General features: G+C 46.0%; 22 protein-coding genes and 2 tRNA genes. 10 read left to right on the forward strand and 14 right to left on the reverse strand.

From position 1 onward, the window contains the following. The first annotated feature begins 225 nt into the window (after nucleotides 1-225). A complete protein-coding gene (locus tag ACTF7Q_RS06495; protein WP_438997038.1) occupies nucleotides 226-822 on the forward strand; it encodes a hypothetical protein in 597 nt (198 codons plus the stop codon). Nucleotides 823-827: 5 nt separating this feature from the next. On the opposite strand, the gene ACTF7Q_RS06500 is transcribed toward ACTF7Q_RS06495, so the two are convergent. Then, the gene (locus tag ACTF7Q_RS06500) at nucleotides 828-2,738 is read right to left on the reverse strand and encodes a PulJ/GspJ family protein (protein ID WP_438997039.1); all 1,911 of its coding nucleotides are present in this window, start codon (nucleotides 2,736-2,738) and stop codon (nucleotides 828-830) included. A gap of 145 nt (nucleotides 2,739-2,883) precedes the next feature. On the opposite strand from ACTF7Q_RS06500, the gene ACTF7Q_RS06505 reads away from it, so the two are divergent. The 6 genes from ACTF7Q_RS06505 to ACTF7Q_RS06530 all read left to right on the forward strand — a co-directional run bounded on the left by ACTF7Q_RS06505 (nucleotide 2,884) and on the right by ACTF7Q_RS06530 (nucleotide 7,470). Then, nucleotides 2,884-2,957 (forward strand) — tRNA-Cys (locus tag ACTF7Q_RS06505). 218 nt (nucleotides 2,958-3,175) lie between these two features. Then, on the forward strand, nucleotides 3,176-3,670 hold the full coding sequence (locus ACTF7Q_RS06510; RefSeq protein ID WP_438997040.1) for a flavin reductase family protein: 495 nt from the start codon (nucleotides 3,176-3,178) through the stop codon (nucleotides 3,668-3,670). Further along, nucleotides 3,670-5,913: a selenide, water dikinase SelD gene (gene selD, locus ACTF7Q_RS06515; protein ID WP_438997041.1), complete on the forward strand. Its 2,244-nt coding sequence runs from the start codon at nucleotides 3,670-3,672 to the stop codon at nucleotides 5,911-5,913. The genes ACTF7Q_RS06510 and selD overlap by 1 nt, the downstream gene beginning before the upstream one ends. Then, nucleotides 5,913-6,962 carry a tRNA 2-selenouridine(34) synthase MnmH gene (mnmH, locus tag ACTF7Q_RS06520; RefSeq protein ID WP_438997042.1) on the forward strand — a complete coding sequence of 350 codons (1,050 nt, stop codon included), beginning with the start codon at nucleotides 5,913-5,915 and terminating at the stop codon, nucleotides 6,960-6,962. The genes selD and mnmH overlap by 1 nt, the downstream gene beginning before the upstream one ends. Nucleotides 6,963-7,106: 144 nt before the next feature. Next, nucleotides 7,107-7,181 (forward strand) — tRNA-Asn (locus tag ACTF7Q_RS06525). A 64-nt stretch (nucleotides 7,182-7,245) separates the two neighbouring features. Then, a complete protein-coding gene (locus tag ACTF7Q_RS06530; protein WP_438997043.1) occupies nucleotides 7,246-7,470 on the forward strand; it encodes a DUF2805 domain-containing protein in 225 nt (74 codons plus the stop codon). A gap of 30 nt (nucleotides 7,471-7,500) precedes the next feature. Here the strand turns inward: ACTF7Q_RS06530 and ACTF7Q_RS06535 are convergent, their stop codons facing one another. The 9 genes from ACTF7Q_RS06535 to ACTF7Q_RS06575 all read right to left on the reverse strand — a co-directional run bounded on the left by ACTF7Q_RS06535 (nucleotide 7,501) and on the right by ACTF7Q_RS06575 (nucleotide 14,153). Continuing rightward, complete coding sequence (locus tag ACTF7Q_RS06535) at nucleotides 7,501-7,806, reverse strand: cupin domain-containing protein (RefSeq protein ID WP_438997044.1); 306 nt, start codon at nucleotides 7,804-7,806, stop codon at nucleotides 7,501-7,503. A gap of 62 nt (nucleotides 7,807-7,868) precedes the next feature. Beyond that, complete coding sequence (hisIE, locus tag ACTF7Q_RS06540; protein ID WP_438997045.1) at nucleotides 7,869-8,501, reverse strand: bifunctional phosphoribosyl-AMP cyclohydrolase/phosphoribosyl-ATP diphosphatase HisIE; 633 nt, start codon at nucleotides 8,499-8,501, stop codon at nucleotides 7,869-7,871. 2 nt (nucleotides 8,502-8,503) lie between these two features. Further along, nucleotides 8,504-9,271 (reverse strand): imidazole glycerol phosphate synthase subunit HisF, encoded by a 768-nt coding sequence (hisF, locus tag ACTF7Q_RS06545; protein ID WP_438997046.1) that lies wholly within the window; start codon nucleotides 9,269-9,271, stop codon nucleotides 8,504-8,506. Further along, nucleotides 9,265-10,002, reverse strand: coding sequence for a HisA/HisF-related TIM barrel protein (locus ACTF7Q_RS06550; RefSeq protein WP_438997058.1), 738 nt, complete (start codon nucleotides 10,000-10,002; stop codon nucleotides 9,265-9,267). The genes hisF and ACTF7Q_RS06550 overlap by 7 nt, the downstream gene beginning before the upstream one ends. Further along, nucleotides 10,002-10,613, reverse strand: a complete 612-nt coding sequence (gene hisH / locus ACTF7Q_RS06555; RefSeq protein WP_438997047.1) for an imidazole glycerol phosphate synthase subunit HisH — start codon at nucleotides 10,611-10,613, stop codon at nucleotides 10,002-10,004. The genes ACTF7Q_RS06550 and hisH overlap by 1 nt, the downstream gene beginning before the upstream one ends. Beyond that, nucleotides 10,610-12,289 carry a histidinol-phosphate transaminase gene (gene hisC / locus ACTF7Q_RS06560; RefSeq protein WP_438997048.1) on the reverse strand — a complete coding sequence of 560 codons (1,680 nt, stop codon included), beginning with the start codon at nucleotides 12,287-12,289 and terminating at the stop codon, nucleotides 10,610-10,612. The genes hisH and hisC overlap by 4 nt, the downstream gene beginning before the upstream one ends. A 9-nt stretch (nucleotides 12,290-12,298) precedes the next feature. Next, complete coding sequence (gene hisG / locus ACTF7Q_RS06565; protein WP_438997049.1) at nucleotides 12,299-13,198, reverse strand: ATP phosphoribosyltransferase; 900 nt, start codon at nucleotides 13,196-13,198, stop codon at nucleotides 12,299-12,301. A gap of 18 nt (nucleotides 13,199-13,216) precedes the next feature. Beyond that, complete coding sequence (locus ACTF7Q_RS06570) at nucleotides 13,217-13,519, reverse strand: YerC/YecD family TrpR-related protein (RefSeq protein WP_438997050.1); 303 nt, start codon at nucleotides 13,517-13,519, stop codon at nucleotides 13,217-13,219. A 118-nt stretch (nucleotides 13,520-13,637) separates the two neighbouring features. Then, nucleotides 13,638-14,153, reverse strand: a complete 516-nt coding sequence (locus tag ACTF7Q_RS06575) for a SixA phosphatase family protein (protein WP_438997051.1) — start codon at nucleotides 14,151-14,153, stop codon at nucleotides 13,638-13,640. Between the two features lie 176 nt (nucleotides 14,154-14,329). Between ACTF7Q_RS06575 and ACTF7Q_RS06580 the strand changes: the two genes are divergently transcribed. After that, a complete protein-coding gene (locus ACTF7Q_RS06580; RefSeq protein ID WP_438997052.1) occupies nucleotides 14,330-15,325 on the forward strand; it encodes a cysteine synthase A in 996 nt (331 codons plus the stop codon). A 12-nt stretch (nucleotides 15,326-15,337) separates the two neighbouring features. After that, entirely contained in the window at nucleotides 15,338-16,198 is an 861-nt protein-coding gene (gene sseA / locus ACTF7Q_RS06585; RefSeq protein WP_438997053.1) for a 3-mercaptopyruvate sulfurtransferase, read from the forward strand. Between the two features lie 37 nt (nucleotides 16,199-16,235). On the opposite strand, the gene ACTF7Q_RS06590 is transcribed toward sseA, so the two are convergent. From ACTF7Q_RS06590 to ACTF7Q_RS06605, 4 genes are all read right to left on the reverse strand, one after another. Next, a complete protein-coding gene (locus ACTF7Q_RS06590) occupies nucleotides 16,236-17,003 on the reverse strand; it encodes an amino acid ABC transporter ATP-binding protein (protein WP_438997059.1) in 768 nt (255 codons plus the stop codon). Nucleotides 17,004-17,033: 30 nt separating this feature from the next. Continuing rightward, nucleotides 17,034-18,173, reverse strand: a complete 1,140-nt coding sequence (locus ACTF7Q_RS06595) for an amino acid ABC transporter permease (RefSeq protein WP_438997054.1) — start codon at nucleotides 18,171-18,173, stop codon at nucleotides 17,034-17,036. Between the two features lie 2 nt (nucleotides 18,174-18,175). After that, nucleotides 18,176-19,363, reverse strand: coding sequence for an amino acid ABC transporter permease (locus tag ACTF7Q_RS06600; protein ID WP_438997055.1), 1,188 nt, complete (start codon nucleotides 19,361-19,363; stop codon nucleotides 18,176-18,178). Between the two features lie 86 nt (nucleotides 19,364-19,449). Continuing rightward, the gene (locus ACTF7Q_RS06605; RefSeq protein WP_438997056.1) at nucleotides 19,450-20,466 is read right to left on the reverse strand and encodes an amino acid ABC transporter substrate-binding protein; all 1,017 of its coding nucleotides are present in this window, start codon (nucleotides 20,464-20,466) and stop codon (nucleotides 19,450-19,452) included. A gap of 380 nt (nucleotides 20,467-20,846) precedes the next feature. Between ACTF7Q_RS06605 and ACTF7Q_RS06610 the strand changes: the two genes are divergently transcribed. After that, nucleotides 20,847-21,544 (forward strand): BCCT family transporter (locus ACTF7Q_RS06610; RefSeq protein ID WP_438997057.1); only part of this gene is annotated, 698 nt, incomplete at its 3' end.

Consider the following 21,544-nt stretch of genomic DNA (forward strand, 5'->3'; position numbering starts at 1 on the left):
TCACTAAATTACTATCTGTTAACTTTTAAAATTAAGAAAAAACAAATATAAAACATATTAATTACATTAAAAATTCTTTTTATATTACTGATTTAAAGTAATTATTTAATTAAAACAGAATTACGACACATTAAATGAATCGAATAAATTGCAGCTATATTTTCGCGTGACTATTATCGGCTTCATCGGCTGCACGGCCAACGCAACCTTAATGGAACAGTAGCAATGATACGATGCGTCAAACATAAACAGCATAACATTTCAGCACATCCCAAAAATCATCATGGTCAGATTATTAGTGAGTCGCGTGCTGGTTTTGCGATTATATCTGTTCTCGTCATTATCACGCTTTTAGGCGCTATAGCTGTGCCGTTGCTCAATACAGTTAATCACAGCCGCAAAAGCGCAGTCTCGCTTCGTGTGACGTCACATCTTGGGCATGAGGCGCGCGAGAACTTTGAACTTGGGTTTCATATGACGAAACTTGATGGTGGTATTCCCAGCTTTTTCAAAACCGGCATATCGCCATCTGTTATTCCCATTGGCGTAGCTTGTTTCAAGCGTATTAATGCGGTCGATAATGAATATTTGGGGAACTTCGACATTTCGAGCCCTAATATCCGACACTCCCCGATGACAGTCTCAAACAAACGATCTGTGGTTACATTTGCATATAATAATGGCCGCCAAACCGGTGCGGTGTTTGAGGAGCTTGTAATTGTATCCTGTGCCATGTCAGAAACTGGCGAAATTGGCGTTTATGCTGGTAAATTGGGCGTTATTGATGGCTCCTTCTACCCGATAAACTATGGACAATTCTAGATTTCTTACGGTGTTGGACAGCGTTGCGATTCATTAATGCGCATTTGAATATCTGGATTATTTTGCAAGTCAAATTGCCGATAGCTAACCCCGACACCTGAATCATTAACGGCACGAATGTTCCACTTTGTTATATTTTCATATGCTAACATTCGAAGTCGCGGGTTAACATCGCCGTCACCGTCTGGGTCCTGATTATAAAATTCCAGCTCATATTTACCATTACGCTTTCCATTGCTGGGCAGTCGAAGGGGAAGCACCAGACCATCATGCGCAAATGTCCAGTTTGGAACTGATGTAAGGTTTCCATACGATCCAATTGTGGAGGGTCTATATTCATGTGGGTCGTCGGCAAAAGTAAATTTATCAGCAAAAGACGTCAAGTTTCTGTTTGGTTCTAGATTGTTGAGACGAAATGTAGCTCTTCCACCGGTCTGGTCATTATCGTCAAAAATGAAAAACAGACTAAATCGATCAATGGTATTAAGCGTGTGCTGCTCGTGAAGATACACAGTGATGCTTTCAGGTATTTCACCACGGTTTCTAGGTGAATAATTGATATATTTGCCAGGTAAATTTGCATCTGAATCTAGTGGCCTCGTGCATGGCAAAGGTTTGGCGGGATAATAAGAAGGCACACCATCAGTGCGGTCAAACTTGACATATCGACTTGCATCAGTCGGATCCGGTCCACAATAGCCGTAATAATCTTGTGGATAGACATCGCTCCAGACCGAAACACTTGTCACAAATTCGTTTACATTAAATGTTTCTGCTACTGCGTCATAACGACCAAGGTCAAAACGCGTGGCCGTGCCATTTGCAACACCACCGCAATTTGCCGTTACCTTTATGATAGAAGATGCTGTACGGCTGATTGTTCCTACCCGAGCATTTAGGGTCAGCATGTCATCACCAAAAAACCCGTTATCAGATTGATATTGAAGATTTGATAAAAGGGTTTCGATTTGCGTTGCTGAACCAGAAAATGTGACGTTTGAACTATTGTCGCCAGTAATTGTCATGCCGAATGGAATTGACGAAAAACGAAGTCGGTTTGTCGGGTGTGCCGTATTGATCTGTAAATTCAGTTGTGATGACGTATCTAGCGCATATACACCAATATCTTCAAGTGCTGTTAAAACGCTACTTATGCTGGTGAATATTGCAGGCATTTCTATGGTGAGGCCGGGGGCGCTTTTGTCAACTGGTTCGATCATAGATGTATAAAAACTGGCAGGATTGTCTCGGCTATAGGCAACATAGCGGGGAAAGATAATTTGTTTTCCAGCTTTGACAGGTAATGTCGGGTTTGCGGCTTGCGTTAAACAGGCAGCATCCTCAACGAACAATCTTAAATACGGATTGTTTGATGATGCGTTCTGAATTGGCAATGATACAGTACATCGGCCGCCGCCGCCTTCAAGGGAAAAGGCGATCTTGGCACCGCGCGACAGAATTGCATTTATATTTTCAGCGATATTATGACCCGCCGCATCCTTGCAATTTTTTTCAATGCCGAAAGTACTGAAACGAATAATGGCGTCAGATACGAGCTTGCACTTTGGCTCTGTGCCGCTATGACGGTCTCCATTGCCAAAAACAGTGCCCACAACAAGCGGAGGCGCGTCCTGAAGGTCCTGTGGCATTGAGCTGTTAATATATACAGCTGATTGCAAAGTATCGCTCAGCCGGTCACGCCTGAAATCATCATAAATAAAGGCCGCTATGGCTGCGTTCTTTTGTTGTGTCGTAAGTTCGTTTCGACCTTCAAGTAAACTTATCTTATTCTGCGAAACAAATTGAATGGCGGCAACACTGATCACCGCGAACAATGAAAGCGCGACAAGAAGTTCAATAGTTGAAAATCCTGATCGCACACATTCAAAACTAAAATTATTCTTACAAACCTTCATAAAAATCTCTTTGGCAAACAATTGAATGCTTGAAAGATAAGGCTGTTAATATTTTTTTAATATTTTCATTTAAGTTTATTTAATATCTGCATGGCATCATTGACGCGACCTGCCCTATTAGGTATTACCTGACCATCATCACACAGGCCCGGTGGCAGAGTGGTTATGCAGCGGTTTGCAAAACCGTGTACATCGGTTCAATTCCGGTCCGGGCCTCCAAAATTTGGGCATTATGTTTTAAGAATCATATTGTATCAGACCATACCCCCCACTGATGACAGTTCCCCAGCCTAATCAGAGCTGCGCTTTTGTCATTGGCTGATCCGGTAAAAATGCTGATTTCTGCCAGCTTTGCTAATATTTCCATTGCTGTTCGGGTGCCAGTGACTATGTTGGATTAATTATGATTGAATAAATTGGGGTATGAGATGACTACCATGACAAAAAACAATTCTACTATCGTAGAACCTCTGGAAATGCGCAATGCAATGGGCAAGTTTCTGACAGGTGTGACCATTGTCACGATTGTCCAAGCAGATGGTACCCCTTACGGCCTTACTGTTAATTCTTTCAATTCCGTGTCATTAGATCCGCCTTTGGTCTTATGGTCGCTTGATAACCGTAATGCCAATTTACAGGCCTTTCGCGATGCGGATGGTTTTGTTGTTAATGTAATGGCGTCGGCACAGGCTGATTTATGTGGACGTTTTGCAAGCCAAACACCAAACCGTTTTGATGGTGTTGAATGGGAAAAAGGCGTTTCTGGTCATCCGGTTCTAAACGGTTGCTTGGCAAGTTTTGATTGCCGGCATTGGACCGAATATGAAGGTGGAGATCACACAATCTTTATTGGTGAGGTTGTGTCAATCAAGCAACAGGAAGGCACACCAGCAGCCTATTTCAGCGGCAAGCTTGGTCACTATAGCTGTTAATGGATAAATCCGACCCTGCAATTCTGGGTGATGTGGTTCTTCTTGGCGGTGGCCATGCCCAGATCGCCGTTTTGAAGATGTTTGCGATGAAACCGATAGCCGGCATTCGGTTAACCCTTGTAACGAATGACATGCGCACACCTTATTCAGGAATGTTACCTGGCTTTGTCGAAGGGGTATGGGATGATGATGATCTGCATATCGATCTTGCCACATTAGCGCAATTTGCTGGTGCACGGATCATTCACGCGCCTTGCACAGGCATTGATGCCGACCATAAACGGCTTCTGTTTGATCATCGCCCCTCACTTCGGTTTGATGTCCTTTCCGTCAATATAGGCGGTCAATCTGCGCTAGACACGATCGATGGTGCAATGGATCATGCTATTCCTGTCAAACCGATTGCACAATTTCAACACCGGCTAGAAAATGTTCTTTTAGCTGGCAAAAAACATAGTCTGAGTGTTATTGGTGGGGGAGCAGCAGGGTGTGAATTGGCGCTCGCTTTATCCAAACGATGGGTGACTGAAACCGGAAAAAGACCTGAATTACGCCTGTTCAGTCGCTCGCATCGTCTTATGCCCCATATGGCATCACGCGCTGGAAAACTGATCGAAGCTGATTTGAAAGCTATTGGTGCCCATATCCATAAAGGTGCAGAAGTCACTAGCATTCACGCCAATGGCCTTTCATGTCGTGATGGCCAGACATATGATTTTGACGCTTGTTTTCTGGTATCAGCGGTGAAACCACCGTCCTGGCTCGCCTCATCTGCAATCGAATGTGATAAAAATGGCTTTATACGCGTTGGACAAAATTTACAGTCATTGAGCCACCCCTATATTTTTGCAAGTGGTGATATCGCGTCTTTACATCCATATAGCAGACCTAAAGCAGGTGTTTTTGCCGTGCGCGCAGGGCGTATTCTTGCCCAAAATCTGCAACGCTACATCAAGCATCAATCACTGCGTTCATGGAAACCTCAATCACGTTATCTAGCGCTTATTGGAACAGCCGACGGAGCCGCTATCGCCGCGCGTGGGTCATTTGGATTTAAAGCACATTATCTGTGGCGACTCAAAGTCTGGATCGATCAACGCTTTATGGATAAATATAAATCCCTTGCCATGCCACCTACCCCTAAAATAGATGCTTTAGACGCGATCAATGCCGATGAAGGCAAACACAGTGATCCGGCGTTTGCGGCTATGCGGTGTCTTGGTTGCGGTGCCAAAACAGGCCATGAAACGCTACAAAATGCAATGCGTGAAGCTGTGTCTATCGCTGTTGACATGGGAGCTGACCCCAATCTGATGCCGGATGACAGTTTGGAAGAAGATGCCGCATCACTGCCCTCACCGGCACCCAATATGCGGATTTTGCAGTCCGTTGATATGCTGTCCGAAATTGTGTCAGACCCATTTAAGCTTGGTCAAATAGCTTCAGTTCATGCTTTTAGTGATATATACGCAATGCTAGGAAAGCCATTATATTCATTAGCTATTATTAATTTGAATGAGGCAAAAATATCGATTCAAACTAACCAGCTCACCCAAATTCTTGCAGGTGCTTTACTGGCGCATAGCAAGGCAGGTGTAAAGCTGGTTGGCGGCCATACCAGCGAAGGTGGATCCTTATCGGTTGGGTTCTCTGTAACAGGCATCCGTCCCGAACGTGACGCATATACACCAGCTCCAAAAGATGCGGTGATCATTCTGACAAAACCGATTGGCACTGGCCTTGTCATGGCCGGGCATATGCAATTGAAAGCCCGGGGGGACTGGATCACATCCGCAACCGATACTATGTGCATGAGCAATCATCAGGCTGCCAAGATAGCCATAGAACATGGCATCGAATGGGTAACTGATATAACCGGGTTTGGTCTGGCGCGGCATGTGATTAATCTGGCAACACGAGCAGGTGCCAAGGGTTGTTACTTGTATCCAGATGATATCATTCCCTTGCCTGGTGCCCAGTTCATGGCCGATAATGGCATTGTTTCCAGCCTAGCTGGCCAAAATCAGGCGGCGGTTCGACTCGATCATAATGGGTGTGATCAACATAGAACGCCGTTATTATTTGATCCGCAAACGAGTGGTGGTCTGGCGATGCTGGCAAAGCCAGAACAGGCTGATCACATCCTTGCAGCGCTCGTTGCGGCGGGTCATCAACCTGCAATTGTCGGGCGCATAACACATAGTAAAACTGGCATAACCCTGTCACCAAAGGATACTGGCTAATGGGCGCGCCCATAAAACGAATTACCGAATGGTGGCACAATGATGATGTCGATACGGTTATCGATGTGCGCACACCGGCTGAATTTGCCGATGATCATATTTCAGGGGCGATAAATTTGCCGGTTTTAAGCAACCAGCAACGCATTGATATTGGCACCATGTATAAACAGATTGGCCCTTTTGAAGCGAAACTTGCGGGGGCTGCATTGGTGGCACAGAATATTGCCATACATTTACAGCAAAGTCTGGCTAACAAGCCGCGAAACTGGCGTCCTATGGTCTATTGCTGGCGGGGTGGACAGCGCAGCGGTGCAATGGCACAAATCCTTAGCGACATCGGTTGGCATGTGAAATTGATCGATGGGGGATATAAACGCTATCGGCGGGATGTGTTAACAAGGCTGGATGAAATACCGCCAAAATTGCGCTTTATAAAGCTTGGCGGCGTTACTGGCACTGCCAAAACGCATATTCTGCGGGCAGCAAATACGCTAGGGGCACAAGTCATCGATCTTGAAGGGCTTGCCAGACATCGTGGTTCCTTATTGGGTATTGAACCGGATGCGGATCAACCTGCCCAGCGTTTGTTTGAATCCGAAATTACGCATTATCTTGAACAATTCGATAGCACCCGTCCGGTTTTTGTCGAGGCGGAAAGCAACAAGATTGGTCAACTTCATATTCCGGCGGCGTTATTCGCTTCAATGCGTGCAGCAAAGACGGTCCTTGTTACAGCGCCATTAAAAGCCCGTGTTGCCTTTTTAAAGCAGGATTACCAGCATATGACCAATCAACCAGAACGGCTATTACCGCTATTTGACGGGCTGGTAAAACGTTATGGCCGTGACATTGTTGATGGGTGGAAAGCGTTATCATCTGCTGGTGACTGGGATGGTTTGGTAGCTGACTTACTCGAAACGCATTACGATCCGGCTTATCGGCGTTCGGCCACCGCACATGGCCATGAGGTTATATTAGAGATTGATGGGGGTTCACTTGATGCCACAGCAATCCAGAAGGCCGCCACACAGATACTGACAATAACCTGAATTTTACCTTTCAGAATAAATGGCACGTAAAATGCAGTTTATTTTTGATGAAAACGCGCTTGCATCTGCGCGTTGGTGATGTATAACTCCTCACCAAGCCTTGTGATTTACCGATTTGGTGTGTCTTATAGGTTATGGCTCTATTCCCCGGTAGCTCAGCGGTAGAGCAAGCGACTGTTAATCGCTTGGCCGGCGGTTCGAATCCGTCCCGGGGAGCCAATCCTCTCGTTATCCCAGAAAATCTACCGTCGAAACGGTTGTTAACGTGAAGGTGGCTTCATCGATGAAAAAAACTGCCAATATGCCCGTGCTTGCCGAAGAAGATATAAGCGAGATTGTGCAAATGGCTCTCTCGGATCATGATAGTTTCGCCCAGATTGAAATGCTCTATGGCTTATCCGACAGTCAGGTGAAAACATTGATGCGCAAAACCCTCAAACGCGGCAGTTATGAAGCATGGCGGAAACGGGTGCGACAGTTTGGTGATCGGCGCGCGTATTACAAATAAACAATGGTTGCCAGATGGCCGCCGCGAAATTTAAGTGGTCTTTTTTTCTATCTCGATAAAGCTAAACGGGCTGTCATTGTCATTGATGACATTATGATCGACACCAGCATAGCGCGCATAAGAAACACCATTGGTGAGTGGGCTTTGCGTGATCTGGCCATCAGCCGCCTCGATAGTCAGTGTCCCTGTTGTAAGGGGGACAACCACATAATCCATCGCATGCACATGCCGCCCTGTTTCCGCACCTGGTGCAAAGTCCCAGCGTGTAACCACAAAAGCTTCATTTTCGGCCTGTTTGGTGGGTATGGCGCGGGGCCGATCAGAATTATTCTGCATTATATCATTCCTTTTCACTGTCAAAGATCAAAGTTAACTGTCACAGACCAAATAAAATGTAATTAAACTTGTTTATGCCGATCTTGCAAAACAGAAATCGCATCAGCAAGTGATAAATCAGCATCTTCCAGCAATACCATCATATGGAACAGCAAATCTGCCGACTCATTAGCCATTTCGGCCTTATCATCTTTCATACGGGCCAGGGCAAGCTCAACTCCCTCTTCACCAACCTTTTGGGCGATGCGCGCTTTTCCGGCTTCAAACAGGCTGGTTGTATAGCTACCTGCTGGCATAGTGGCATGACGTTGCCTTATCAATGCGCCAAGACGATCAAGAAACAAAGTATCTGATTGGGCTTCATCGCCAAAACATGAATGCGCACCCGTATGGCACGTTGGTCCAGCCGGTGATGCAGTAATCAACAAGCTATCATTGTCACAATCAAGTCTTACATCAATGAGTGTTAATATATTGCCCGAGCTTTCGCCTTTCATCCAGAGGCGCTGCTTGGAACGGCTATAAAAGGTTACCTTGCCGCTGTCATAACTTGCCGCCAGAGCGTCACGGTTCATATAGCCAAGCATCAGCACTTCGCGCGTATCAACATGCTGGATAATAGCAGGTAACAACCCGCTTTCACCATCTTTGTGCCATTCCGGGGCATCCAGATTGATCATGACCACATCAGACATTGCTAAAGTCTCACTTCGATTTGTTTGGATTTTAGATAGGCTTTAAGATCGGGAATCGGTATCTGTCCACTATGGAAAATAGATGCCGCCAACCCACCATCAATATTTGTTTGTGTGAACAATTCAACAAAATGTTCGTAATCACCAGCACCACCCGATGCAATGACTGGCACTGAGACAGCATCACGTACCATCTTGAGCTGTGCCAGATCATAGCCTTGTTTGACGCCATCATTATTCATGCAGTTCAAAACAATCTCACCGGCACCAAGTGATACGGCTTGTTGTGCCCACGCCACTGTATCACGCTTGGATTTGACCGTTTTTTTAACGTCTCCAGTATATTGATAGACCTGAAAACCATCATTTTCACGGCGCGAATCAATACCAACAACAACGCATTGCGTGCCAAAGGCCGCGGCCAGTTCACTTATAAACACCGGGCGTTCAAGCGCAGGTGAATTGACTGAAATCTTGTCGGCACCATCATTCAGCAAAATTTTGGCATCTTCGATAGAGCGAATGCCACCAGCAACGCAAAAGGGAATATTGATCCGGCGCGCCACAGCATTGACCCAGCTTTTATCAACCACGCGGCCATCAGCGCTTGCGGTGATATCATAAAATACCAGCTCATCAACCCCTTCATCGGCATAGCGCTGACTTAGCTCCAGAATATCACCCATGTCACGGTGATTGCGGAATTGCACACCTTTGACAACACGGCCATCTTTGACATCTAGACACGCGATAATACGTTTAGTCAGCATGCTACGGCCTCCAGCGCGTCCCCGACACTAAACACCCCTTCATACAGCGCTTTACCAATGATCACACCATCTGTTGGCAAGCCTTCAAGGTCATTCAGCGCGCTCACGCCGCCAGACGCCTGAAGCTTAATGTTGGGAAATGCGGCCTTAACCGAAGCGTAGAGATCACGGTTACAGCCGGTCATCATCCCATCACGGGCAATATCGGTGCATAAAGCATGTAGCAATCCATGATTGGCGTAATGCTCCAAAAACTCAAATAAGGTCAGATTGCTAGTTTCCTGCCATCCCGACATCGCAATATTATAGCTGATATCACCTGATACTTTGGTTACTGGCATGACATCGGCGGCAAGGCAAATGGTTTCACCACCATATCTGGCAAATAAGGCTTCACCAGCCGCGTAATCACGCACAGCCAGACTACCAACAACAACCCGGCTAGCTCCGGCATTAACCAAGGCCGCAACGTCATCCATACTGCGGATACCACCGCCGGTTTGTACTTTCAGACCGCTTGCATCAATAATTCTGGTAATCAGATCAAGCTGACGGTTTGCTGGGTCTTTCGCACCATCCAGATCAACAAGATGTAACCAACTAGCCCCGGCATCGGCATATGTTTTGGCAACTGATATGGGATCGGTGCCATAGGTTGTCTGTTGCTCAAAATCACCTTTATTCAGGCGCACAACAGCACCGTCGATCAAATCAATCGCGGGATAGATAATCATGCGGGCATCTCCAGAAAATTCTGCAAAATCCGCGCCCCTACCGGCCCGGAACGTTCAGGGTGAAACTGGCATCCCATAAAATTACGATCAGCGACCATAGCGGTAAACACATCGCCATAGCTACAACTGGCAATCGTTGCTGTGGTAACAGGGGCAAAATATGTATGCACGAAATAGACATAAGCGCCTTGCACGATACCTTTTAGCAAAGGATGCGTGCTGGTGAAATCCAGACTGTTCCATCCCATATGCGGAACAGAACGATCACCAGCAGGGATAAAGGCGGCGCAATTACCTGGGGTAATGCCAAGCATACTGGTGTCAGGATCCGCGCTATCAGCCCTTTCTGACGACTGGTCAAACAAAAGCTGCATCCCCAGACACACACCCAGCACAGGTTGTGTCAAACCGCGTATAACATCAACAAGTCCAGCCTTTCTCAGGATATCCATCGCAACGGGGGCTGCTCCCACACCTGGCAAAATCACTCGCTCGGCGCCGCGAATAACATCTGCATCGGTTGTTAAAATGCTGGTCACGTCCAAACGTTCAAGAGCAAATTGCACAGATGCAATATTGGCGCCACCGCTATCTATAATCGCGATCATAATACGCCTTTCGTACTTGGCAATTCACTGCCTTCTCGACGCACAGCCTGACGGATGGTCCGGCCAAACCCTTTAAAGCAGGCTTCAACCATATGATGGGCATTTTCACCCGTTACCGAAATATGCAGATTGGCCTGCATATGTTCGGCAAGCGAATAAAAGAAATGAGGCACCATGTCGGTTGGTAAATCACCGACATGTGTCGCCGGAAAATCGGCTTTGAAATCAAGATAGAAGCGACCACTCAGATCAAGCGCAACAGTCACCAATGTCTCATCCATTGGCAACATAAAGCCGTAACGATTTATACCACGCTTATCGCCAAGCGCCGTTCTTATGGCCTGCCCCAGTGCAATGGCACAATCTTCAACAGTATGATGGGCATCAATATGCAGATCACCATCACATTCAACTTCCAGCGAAAACCCGCCATGCTTGGCAATCTGATCAAGCATGTGATCGTAAAAGCCAATGCCGGTGCTAATATTGACGGGAGATGCCTTATCGAGATTTACCGAAACTGAAATAGCCGTTTCACTGGTTGTACGAATGACCTTGCCCGTTCTAGCTGTATCAGTCGCAGACTCTGTAGTATCACCGCTTAGTGCCGCCACAAGGGCATTCATCTCATCTTCAGTTCCAATTGAAATGCGGATACTATTGGCCAGCCCTGGTTGATGTGATTGGTTGCGAACGACAATCCCGGCTTCCAGACAGGTTGCATAAAAACTATCGGCATCCTGCACACGCACCAAAATAAAATTGGCATCACTTGGCAAAATCGCGTCAACCATTGGCAAGGCGGCCAGACGCGGAATAAAGCGGTCGCGGCGCTCAATGAGCGCATCCCGCTTTGCGGCAAGCGTTTGATGATTTTTTGATGTCAAAATAGCAAGAGCCGCGTCAACAACAGGGCTTGCCAATGGATATGGCGCCAGAACCTTTTGCAAAAGCTGGGTAATCTCCCCCCGCGCGATAGCCGCCCCACAACGCAAACCAGCAGCGGCGTGCGATTTAGATAAGGTGCGCAAAATCACAAGGTTGGGCGTCGATTCAATCATCGGAATCAAACTGCTGGCCTCGGCAAATTGGATATAGGTTTCATCCAGAACAATAAGCGCCTGATCCGCATAGGCAGCACAAAGGCTGAGTATGTCATCGCGCGCCATGACATTGCCTGTAGGATTATTTGGCGAACAGATGAATATCATCTTGGTATTTGCATCCGTTGCCTTATCAATGGCGGCAATATCAAGACCAAAACTATCATTCAAAGGCGCTTCGCGCGTTTCGACTGCGTGCAGAATGGCTGACTGACGATACATGGCAAATGTTGGCGGACAAATGACAATATTATCGGTGTTTGGCACACAAAAGGCGCGCATTAGACATTCAATTGCCTCATCGGCACCGCGGGTAACAGTCAGATTGCGCGTTGATATATCAAGCCAGTCACAAATCGCAACCGCCAGTTTAATAGGTTGCTGACGTGGGTAACGTGCCAGATTATGCGCACCTATAAATGGCTCAAAGGGACATTCATTAGCATCCAGAAAAATAGATGTATCCGTGCCAGTTTGTAAAGATCGCGCTGATGAATAGCCCTTCATAGCCAGAATTTCTGGACGAGCCCGATTAACGATAGCTGATGCTGATTGATTTTTATTCGTCGTCATGTCTTGCCTCTAATCTAGCATTTTTTCGATAGGCACAACCAAGATGGAATTAGCACCTTTGGCTTTCAAAGCCTCCATTGTATTCCAGAACACCCCCTCCTCGCAGACGGCATGCACGGCAACCATATCTTCACGGCCTTGCAAAGGCATAACAGTGGGCGATTGTGACCCGGGTAAAACCGCCTTTATATCATCCAGCGCGCTGATCGGGCTGTTCAGCATGATATAACGACTATTTTCCGCCCTTAAAACAGCGCGCAAACGAGCAATGAGCTTTTCATAAATCGAAGTGATCGCAGGGTCGGTAATAGCATTTTTTATAACAACAGCTTGCGATTGCATAACGATGTCGGTTTCGCGCAAACCATTGGACTTTAGCGTATTGCCTGTCGAAACAAGATCACAAATTACATCGGCAAGATGTGTACGTGGCGCAACTTCAACAGCCCCTTGCATGGTAACAATATCAGCCGCTACATTTTTGTCGGCCAGATATTTGGCAAGTAACCCACGGTATGATGTGGCAATCGTCTTGCCTGTCAATGACGTAATGTCTTTATAGTCAAAATCATTTGGCACGGCGATAGATAGACGGCATTTACCGTAACCAAGCGCCATAACCTCTTGTAATTCGGCATATTTACCATTTTCGTTAGCCTGTTGTTCAAGTAACGCATTCTGCCCCAGAATACCCAACTGGCATACATTTGTAGCCAGAAAAGCCGGAATGTCATCATCTCGAACCAGAAAAACATCTAATGGAAAGTTATCTGCCATACATAAAAGCTGGTCACGGCTTTTAGCCAACGAAATACCGCATTTTTCAAGTAATTGTAGCGACATATCTGCCAGACGGCCTGATTTCTGAATGGCAATTTTCAACCTGCCGTTATCACGCATTGCATTCATTGACTTACTATCCTTTACCTAGAGCTTTCCCTGGCGTTGCATAATTATTTTATAGCCATCAAAACCGTTATTCAGAAACCGGGCGACCCTTACAATCGTTGCGGTGCTAACACTGGTTTCTTCGGCAATCTTACGATATGGCACCTTTTGCACAAGCATCTGCGCCACACGCCAACGATCAACCAAACCTTCTAGCTCGGCAGGCGTGCATAGATCATAGAAAAAGCTTCGTGCTTCCTCATTATTCTCCAACGTCAATATTGCGTCGAACAGATCTTGTTCGTGCCTTTTTTGAATTTCGTTACGCTTCATTTGAACCATATGCCTTGTGACATGTTTCAGCGTTTTAATACGCTAAAACATAGCTGTCAACACGCGAAACCGCATAAAGTCATAAAAATGATTAAGATGCTATAAAGTGAATAATAAAAATGACGCTTTACAGAGCATGAGAGTCTAAATCACGGGCGCGTACGATCGACAAAAGCCGACCATCTTCTGGATCAATATCGCGCACCCTATCGGCTTCAAAACCGATATCAGCAAGACAGCAAGTCGGAAAATACGATAAATTATTGTCAGTATGTGTTGAACCAACCATTCGGTTAAGCAATACAACAAGACTTGGATTATGGCCAATAACCATCATATTCTGTGAGTTATTTGCCTGTTCCTCGATCACATACATAAGTTGATTAGCTGTCGCTTCATAAAGACCATCAACAAACATCATTGGAATATCAGGCCAATTTTGCGAGACGAGTTCATATGTCTGTTTGGTGCGCATGGCTGGTGACACGAGCACAAAGTCAGGTAACATTTTCAGCTGTATCATCATGTTACCGACATTATCAGCATTCTGTTGACCACGCTTAATGAGCGCACGATCAAAATCAGAAACACCGACCTTAGGGTTTTCGCTTTTACCATGTCGTAGAAGAGTGATACGAGCCATAAGCAGTCCAAACAATCTATTTGCTAACATTAACAAATCATAAAATTAAATTGGCATGATCTTGGTAATCTGCCAACCATCAATTTTAAAAACTATTTTGCATCAAACGGCTTATGCACCTATTGTCGGTTAATCTATAATCTACCATTCACCTCTGAACAAAGAATAGCAATAACATGCAGAAAAATGATTTCTTGGCCGCCATTGGCAACACCCCTCTCATCAAGCTTCGTGCTGCATCTGAGATGACCAACTGCACAATTCTTGGCAAGGCGGAATTCATGAATCCTGGTGGTTCGGTTAAAGATCGTGCGGCATTAGCTATCATTGAAGATGCTGAAGCCAAAGGCTTGCTTGGTCCTGGCGGTATGATCGTAGAGGGTACGGCAGGTAATACGGGTATTGGTCTGACCATGGTGGGCAATGCCAAGGGCTATAAATCGGTCATTGTTATGCCCGAAACGCAAAGTGAAGAAAAAAAACAGGTTTTGCGCGTTTTTGGTGCTGATTTACGCCTTGTTCCGGCCGTTCCTTATAAGAATCCAGACAATTACGTTCGCTATTCTGAAAGGCTCGCACAAGAGCTAAGCGGGGCACATAATGGCGGTGTAATCTGGGCAAACCAGTTTGACAATACCGCCAATCTTGACGGGCATTACAATACCACTGGACCTGAAATATGGGCACAAACCGATCATAAAATTGATGGGTTTATCTGTTCGGTTGGCTCAGGTGGCACATTGGCTGGCGTCAGCCAGTTCCTGAAAGAAATGAATCCTGATATTAAAATTGGCCTGGCTGACCCTGAAGGCTCAGCTTTGTTCAATTATTATGCGCATGGCGAATTAAAAGCCGAAGGCAATTCGATTTCCGAAGGTATTGGTCAGGGACGCATCACCGCCAATCTGGAAAAAGCCCTTGTTGATATGCCTTTCTGCCTTAGCGACAAAGATGCCTTGCCAATGATTTACGCATTGATGCGTGACGAAGGCCTGTATCTTGGTGGCTCTTCTGCGATCAATATTGCAGGTGCCGTCGCGATGGCTCGGGAAATGGGACCAGGTCATACCATTGTCACCATTCTATGTGATAGTGGACAACGCTACCAATCAAAGGTCTGGAATCCAGAATTTCTGCGGGAAAAAGATTTGCCCATACCCGATTGGCTCTAAAGAGATAAAATCATGATTGATAACAATAATATCGTTTCATCAGAATGGCTTAAAGCACATATTGATGATAGTGATTTAAGAATTTTTGATGCAACTTTTCACATTCCCGCAACTGGCCGCGACGCCAATACGGAATTTGATGACGGGCATATCCCGGGTGCCCAGCGTTTTGATCTTAGCGTGATAGCCGACCCTGATGCAACACTCCCTCATACCGTGCCGTCTGCCGAAATATTTCAAACGCATATGCGCAGACTTGGCGTCAATCAGAATGATCACGTGATTGTCTATGATGATTCGGTTTTTATGTCTTCAGCGCGGGCATGGTGGTTATGCCGTTTGTTTGGTCATGCCAACGTCAGCTATCTTGATGGCGGGCTCACCGCATGGAAACAGGCTGGCGGTAATATGGCCAAAGGCGCTTCAAAAGCTGTTGCCCCGGGTAATTTTACCGCTGGTAAAGCTCACGATTCAGCCGTGGCCTATATGCAGGATCTCCGCGCACAGGTCGAAGCTGGCAGCGCTGGCCAAATCGTTGATGCGCGGGCAACAGGCCGATTTACTGGCGAGGTTCCAGAGCCACGTGAGGGTATCCGTTCGGGACATATTCCAGGGTCATTGAATGTGCCTGTTACGTCATTGTTTGATTCGGACACAAAGCTCTTGAAGCCTGCCAATGAATTGAAGCAGATCATTGAATCTAGTGGTGTTGATCTATCACAAGACATCACCACCACATGTGGCACTGGTGTAACCGCATGTGCTTTAGCGCTAGCGCTTGAACTTGTTGGACATCGCCAGGTTACAATTTTTGATGGATCATGGACCGAATGGGGTACATCCGATGCCCCAATCAAAACCGGCCACGCTTAGCCCCGTATCAGGATCAAACCGAGCTAACCCTTGGTGATTAATCGTTCAGAATCTGGCTGAGGAATAGCTTTGTACGGTCATTCTTTGGCTTGTTAAAGAATGTTTCAGGATCATTTTCTTCAACAATCTCGCCAGCATCCATAAAGATGACCCGGTTTGCAACTTTGCGTGCAAAGCCCATCTCATGCGTCACGACCATCATTGTCATGCCATCTTCGGCAAGCGAGATCATGGTTTCCAGCACTTCCTTGATCATTTCTGGATCAAGCGCTGATGTTGGTTCATCGAACAACATGATCCGAGGGCGCATACATAAAGCACGGGCAATCGCCACACGCTGTTGCTGACCGCCTGAAAGCTGGCCTGGATATTTGAGCGCCTGTTCGGGAATACGCACACGCTCAAGATACTGCATTGCAATCTCTTCAGCTTCTTTGCGTGGCATCTTGCGCACCCAAATCGGGGCAAGCACACAATTTTCGAGGATTGTCAGATGCGGGAATAGATTGAAACTTTGAAACACCATACCGACTTCTGAGCGGATCGTTTCGATATCTTTCAAATCACTAGTCAGATCAGTGCCATGTACATTAATGATACCTTTTTGGTGTTCTTCAAGACGGTTGATACATCGGATGAGCGTTGATTTACCTGAGCCTGACGGACCGCAAATAACAATTTTTTCCCCCGACTTAACTGTCAAATCGATGTTTTTGAGCGCATGAAAATTACCGAACCATTTATGCATCGCCTCGATGCGGATAACGGTTTCACCTTGTGAAGACTTGTTTGGTTTTCCAGCCATTTTATTTCTAGCCATTTTGTTCCCAGCCAATTATTTCTTCTGAAATTTGTTTTCAGTGTCTAGTTTACGCTCCAGATAGGCTGAGTAATAACTCATCCCGTAGCAGCATATGAAAAAGAAGATTGCAACAAAGATATATATCTCACGTGCCAGACCATTCCAGTTCGGATCTGCCAGCGATGAACGCCCCATGCCAAGCACATCAAACATGCCAATAATCAAAACCAGAGTGGTGTCTTTGAACAGGCCAATAAAGGTATTCACGATGCCTGGAATTGAAATTTTAAGAACCTGCGGCATGACGATCAAATACGTCGTCTTCCAATATGTAAGTCCAGACGCTTGCGCCGCTTCAATCTGACCTTTTGGAATACCTGCCAGACCACCACGGATCACCTCGGCCATATAGGCTGAGGCAAAAAATGTGACCATAATCAGAACCCTTACCAGAAGATCAAACGTTGTCCCTGGTGGCAGGAAGTAATTCAGCATGGTTGACGCGATGAATAGTAAAGCGATCAACGGAACACCGCGGATAAACTCGATAAAGATAACCGAAAGCATTTTTAGCACAGGCAGTTTAGATGTCCGGCCAAGCGCCAGCATAATACCAATCGGTAATGAAAAAGCGATGCCTGTCACCCCGATAAGAAGCGTCAGGGCAATACCCCCAATTTTCTTAGTTTCAACGACATCTAGCCCCAGACCGCCAAAAATCAACCATGTTGCAATAAACGGGAATAAGGCCGAATACAGCAAAGCCAGCGGGCGGCGCGGCGTGTTATCCCACAATATCGGTATCAGGGCGATCAGGAACAGGACAAAGGACAGATTTACCCGCCAGATATATTCTTCGGGATAGAAACCATAAGTAAGCAACTGCAAGCGGGTGCTTACAAAAGCCCAGCATGCCGCGCTATTAGGTTCGTCCATCTGCTCCCAGCAATCAACCCTGCCTGACGCTGACCAGACCGCATCAATGATGCCCCATTGAACCAGTCCAGGCACAAACAGATACAGAATATACATACATACAAGGGTCAGCACGGTGTCGGTAGGCGTCGCAAACAGGTTTTTGCGCAACCACAACATAATGCCTGTCTCACCGCGTGGCGGTAGCATATCTTGGGACGCATGTGACTGTTTTGATGATTCTGTAGAAGCTGTCATGATTATCTAGCCTTCAATACGACGCGGTGGTTTAGGTAATTCATTGCCGCTGAAATGATAAGCGACAGGCATAGATATGTCAGAAGCACCAGAGACATCGTCTCCACCTCTTTACCTGTCTGCATCAATGAAATACCACCCAACGTCGCTACAATATCGAAATAACCAATAGCAATGGCCAATGACGAGTTCTTGGTCAGATTCAGATAATTACTGGCAATCGGCGGAATGATCAGTGGTAGGGCTTGCGGAATGATCACGAGGCGCAAGGTACGAGTAGGCGAAATTCCAAGCGCATGGGCCGCTTCCTTTTGGCCTTTATGAATGGCCAGAATACCACCGCGCACAATCTCGGCGATAAAGCTAGCCGTGTAATATGATAATGCGAACCATAGCGCCACATATTCAGGGCGCAAAATCAGACCACCTTTGAAATTAAAGCCTTTCAGCTTTGGGACCTCAACGCCAATTGCACCACCGACAAATATATTGGCCAACAAAGGGAAGGCAATAATCATAGCCAGGCATGACCAGAAAAGAGGAAAAATCTTACCAGTCTTCATCTGTCTATTTTTTGACCATTTGGCCAGAATAAAACAGCCAATAATGGCAAGAAGAAAGGCACCAACGACAAACTCATAACCTTGCTCTAATGTAGGCGCAGGAGCAAAAATACCTCGGTTCGTCATATAGAAAACACCGCTAATGGCTTCGGCTTTTTTGGGGACAGGCAACAGATTAATGATGACGCCATAAATAAAGAAGATATGAAGCAAAACCGGCACATTTCGCGTGAAATCAATAAATATCTGCGATAATTTACTAACCAAAAAGTTATTTGACAGGCGCATTACACCAAGCGTGAACCCTAGAATGGTAGCTAGAATAATACCCGTTACGGCGACCAGCAAAGTGTTGGATAATCCCACCATAGCCGCACGAAAATGCGTATCTGTGGGGCCATAATCGATGAAAGGTTGAAAGGTAATATCGTATCCGGCAGGTACCCAGAGGAAATTCATGCTAAGGTCCTTACCAATAGCGGCAAGGTTAACAAGCACATTTTGCCCAATGGAAAAAACAAGATAGCATATGACTGCAAGGGTAATAATCTGGATCGCAACAGATCGTATTTCTTGATTGTAAAACAACCGGCGCAGACTGAAATCCGTGGTGCTATTTTGATGCATGCGGTTTTCCAAAATATTTTAAATAAATGTCTATTAATAACAAAACACCGCGGGTTACCCCGCGGTGCGTATTTTGTAACCAGGTCCTAGCGGAACGGAGGTGAGTACTGCAGACCACCATTTGTCCATAGTGCGTTTACACCACGGCCAATACCTAGTGGAGTGTTCACACCGATGTTGCGCTCAAAGATTTCGCCATAGTTACCAACCTGGGCAATGATGTTCTTTGCCCAATCGTTGCTAAGACCAAGCTCTGGCCCCAAATTAGCTTCAAGACCAAGGAAACGCTTGATTTCAGGGTTGTTGGTAGTCGCACCAATTGTGTTTACGTTAGCCTGTGTAATGCCCAGCTCTTCAGCTGTGATTGTTGCATACAGAACCCAACGAACAATATCGGCCCACTCATCGTCACCCTGACGTACTGCTGGTCCAAGCGGCTCTTTAGAGATAATCTCAGGAAGAACAATGTGATCGTCTGGGTTTTCCATTGCAGCGCGCTGTGAAGACAGTCCAGACGCATCAGTTGTCAGAACGTCACCACGACCAGAATTGTAGCACTCACGTGCTTCAGCTGAGTCAGCCACTGGAACAGCTTCATAAGTCATGTTGTTTGAACGGAAATAGTCAGCGAGGTTTAGTTCGGTTGTTGTACCTGTCTGGATACATACAGATGCACCATCAAGCTCAAGGGCAGAACTAATGCCCAGTGACTTCTTGGCCATAAAGCCCTGACCGTCATAGTAGTTCACACCCAGGAATGTAAGCTTAACGCCAACATCGCGGCTGAAAGTGATTGTTGTGTTACGCCACAGAACGTCAGCTTCGCCAGCATTCAATACTGTAAAGCGGTTCTGAGTTGTTGCCGGTACAGGACCAATCTTTTGTGCGTCGCCAAGAACAGCAGCAGCAGTGGCACGACAGAAATCCACGTCGAAACCAGTCCAGTTACCTTTGTCATCTGGAAAAGCAAAGCCGGCTAGGCCAGTGCTAAATACACATCTTACTTCGCCACGAGACTTCACGTCTTCCAGCGTGCTAGCCTGTGCTGTGCCAACAAGCGCAGCAACAGCAAGACCAGCAAATGCAAAATAAACTTTTTTCATGAGTTTGTTCCCTGCTTAGTTTTTTGTTGTTTAAAACCGTTACACTTATTCAGTCATTAACGATTTTGAGAAATACTACTCAATCGACACTGTTAAAGAAAGTATAAAGTCATTTTTTTGCAATAGATTGAAAGACAAACACTTGCATTTTACCCAAATTTGTGAATTGGCTTGGTCTTGAGTCACTAGACTCTCAAATAAGTTTTCTGCAAATTTAGAAATATTTGATTTAAAAAAACAGCATCTAACTCGATACTTCAATCGTTCGAAATATGCATCCAAACAAATCTTGCACTTGCGTCAAAATTATGACTAGCTGTGATCAAGTCAAAGGTAATTAAGACAGTTTTCTTCCGCAACTCACTCGTTAGGAGAAATAAATGTCTATTAACCCTCCTCTTACTAATCTTCCGATTGAAAAAGCTGGTAGCGGTTTTTACCAGGGATTCAATCGCGCTGTAACGATAGGATCCAAAGCCCTTATCGGGGCTTTGATACTATGGGCCGCCGTCTTTTCCGATCAGGCTGGCGCGCTGTTAAGCCAGATCAACGGCTTCCTACTTTCGCATTTTGGCCATTGGTACATGTATGTTGTGGCTTTTTATGTTGTCATCTGCTTCATTTTGGCATTATGGCCTAGAACCGGTGCCATACATCTTGGCCAGCTAGATGAAAAGCCTGAATTTTCGCGCTTTTCTTGGTTTTCAATGATGTTTGGTGCGGGAATCGGTATCGGTATGCTGACCTATTCAACAGCTGAACCGATTTATCATTTTTCCAACAATCCTGACATCATCCGTGGCACAGTTGCGGCTGTAACAGCCGAAAATGTGAGACCAGCTTTCCAATGGTCATTTTTGCATTGGGGTTTATCTGCTTGGGCTTGTTATGCTTTGGTTGGCTTGGCACTTGCCTTTTTCAGCTATTCGCGCGGCCTACCCCTGACCATACGGTCCGGATTAACACCTTTGCTAGGCAAACACCTCTCTGGTCCGCTTGGCCATGCTGTAGATATTGTTTCGGTTATCGCAACAATATTAGGGGTATCTGTCACAATCGGCTATGGCGTGTCGCAATT

Source organism: Puniceispirillum sp. (SeqCode) (genome assembly GCF_965657105.1).
GTDB lineage: Bacteria > Pseudomonadota > Alphaproteobacteria > Puniceispirillales > Puniceispirillaceae > Puniceispirillum.

Excerpts from the sequence above, each read along its gene's own strand:
- ACTF7Q_RS06495 (WP_438997038.1), top strand. The coding sequence starts at position 226 with ATGATACGATGCGTCAAACATAAACAGCATAACATTTCAGCACATCCC.
- ACTF7Q_RS06500 (WP_438997039.1), bottom strand. The coding sequence starts at position 2,738 with ATGAAGGTTTGTAAGAATAATTTTAGTTTTGAATGTGTGCGATCAGGA.
- ACTF7Q_RS06510 (WP_438997040.1), top strand. The coding sequence starts at position 3,176 with ATGACAAAAAACAATTCTACTATCGTAGAACCTCTGGAAATGCGCAAT.
- selD (WP_438997041.1), top strand. The coding sequence starts at position 3,670 with ATGGATAAATCCGACCCTGCAATTCTGGGTGATGTGGTTCTTCTTGGC.
- mnmH (WP_438997042.1), top strand. The coding sequence starts at position 5,913 with ATGGGCGCGCCCATAAAACGAATTACCGAATGGTGGCACAATGATGAT.
- ACTF7Q_RS06530 (WP_438997043.1), top strand. The coding sequence starts at position 7,246 with ATGAAAAAAACTGCCAATATGCCCGTGCTTGCCGAAGAAGATATAAGC.
- ACTF7Q_RS06535 (WP_438997044.1), bottom strand. The coding sequence starts at position 7,806 with ATGCAGAATAATTCTGATCGGCCCCGCGCCATACCCACCAAACAGGCC.
- hisIE (WP_438997045.1), bottom strand. The coding sequence starts at position 8,501 with ATGTCTGATGTGGTCATGATCAATCTGGATGCCCCGGAATGGCACAAA.
- hisF (WP_438997046.1), bottom strand. The coding sequence starts at position 9,271 with ATGCTGACTAAACGTATTATCGCGTGTCTAGATGTCAAAGATGGCCGT.
- hisH (WP_438997047.1), bottom strand. The coding sequence starts at position 10,613 with ATGATCGCGATTATAGATAGCGGTGGCGCCAATATTGCATCTGTGCAA.
- hisC (WP_438997048.1), bottom strand. The coding sequence starts at position 12,289 with ATGACGACGAATAAAAATCAATCAGCATCAGCTATCGTTAATCGGGCT.
- hisG (WP_438997049.1), bottom strand. The coding sequence starts at position 13,198 with ATGAATGCAATGCGTGATAACGGCAGGTTGAAAATTGCCATTCAGAAA.
- ACTF7Q_RS06570 (WP_438997050.1), bottom strand. The coding sequence starts at position 13,519 with ATGGTTCAAATGAAGCGTAACGAAATTCAAAAAAGGCACGAACAAGAT.
- ACTF7Q_RS06575 (WP_438997051.1), bottom strand. The coding sequence starts at position 14,153 with ATGGCTCGTATCACTCTTCTACGACATGGTAAAAGCGAAAACCCTAAG.
- ACTF7Q_RS06580 (WP_438997052.1), top strand. The coding sequence starts at position 14,330 with ATGCAGAAAAATGATTTCTTGGCCGCCATTGGCAACACCCCTCTCATC.
- sseA (WP_438997053.1), top strand. The coding sequence starts at position 15,338 with ATGATTGATAACAATAATATCGTTTCATCAGAATGGCTTAAAGCACAT.
- ACTF7Q_RS06590 (WP_438997059.1), bottom strand. The coding sequence starts at position 17,003 with ATGGCTGGAAAACCAAACAAGTCTTCACAAGGTGAAACCGTTATCCGC.
- ACTF7Q_RS06595 (WP_438997054.1), bottom strand. The coding sequence starts at position 18,173 with ATGACAGCTTCTACAGAATCATCAAAACAGTCACATGCGTCCCAAGAT.
- ACTF7Q_RS06600 (WP_438997055.1), bottom strand. The coding sequence starts at position 19,363 with ATGCATCAAAATAGCACCACGGATTTCAGTCTGCGCCGGTTGTTTTAC.
- ACTF7Q_RS06605 (WP_438997056.1), bottom strand. The coding sequence starts at position 20,466 with ATGAAAAAAGTTTATTTTGCATTTGCTGGTCTTGCTGTTGCTGCGCTT.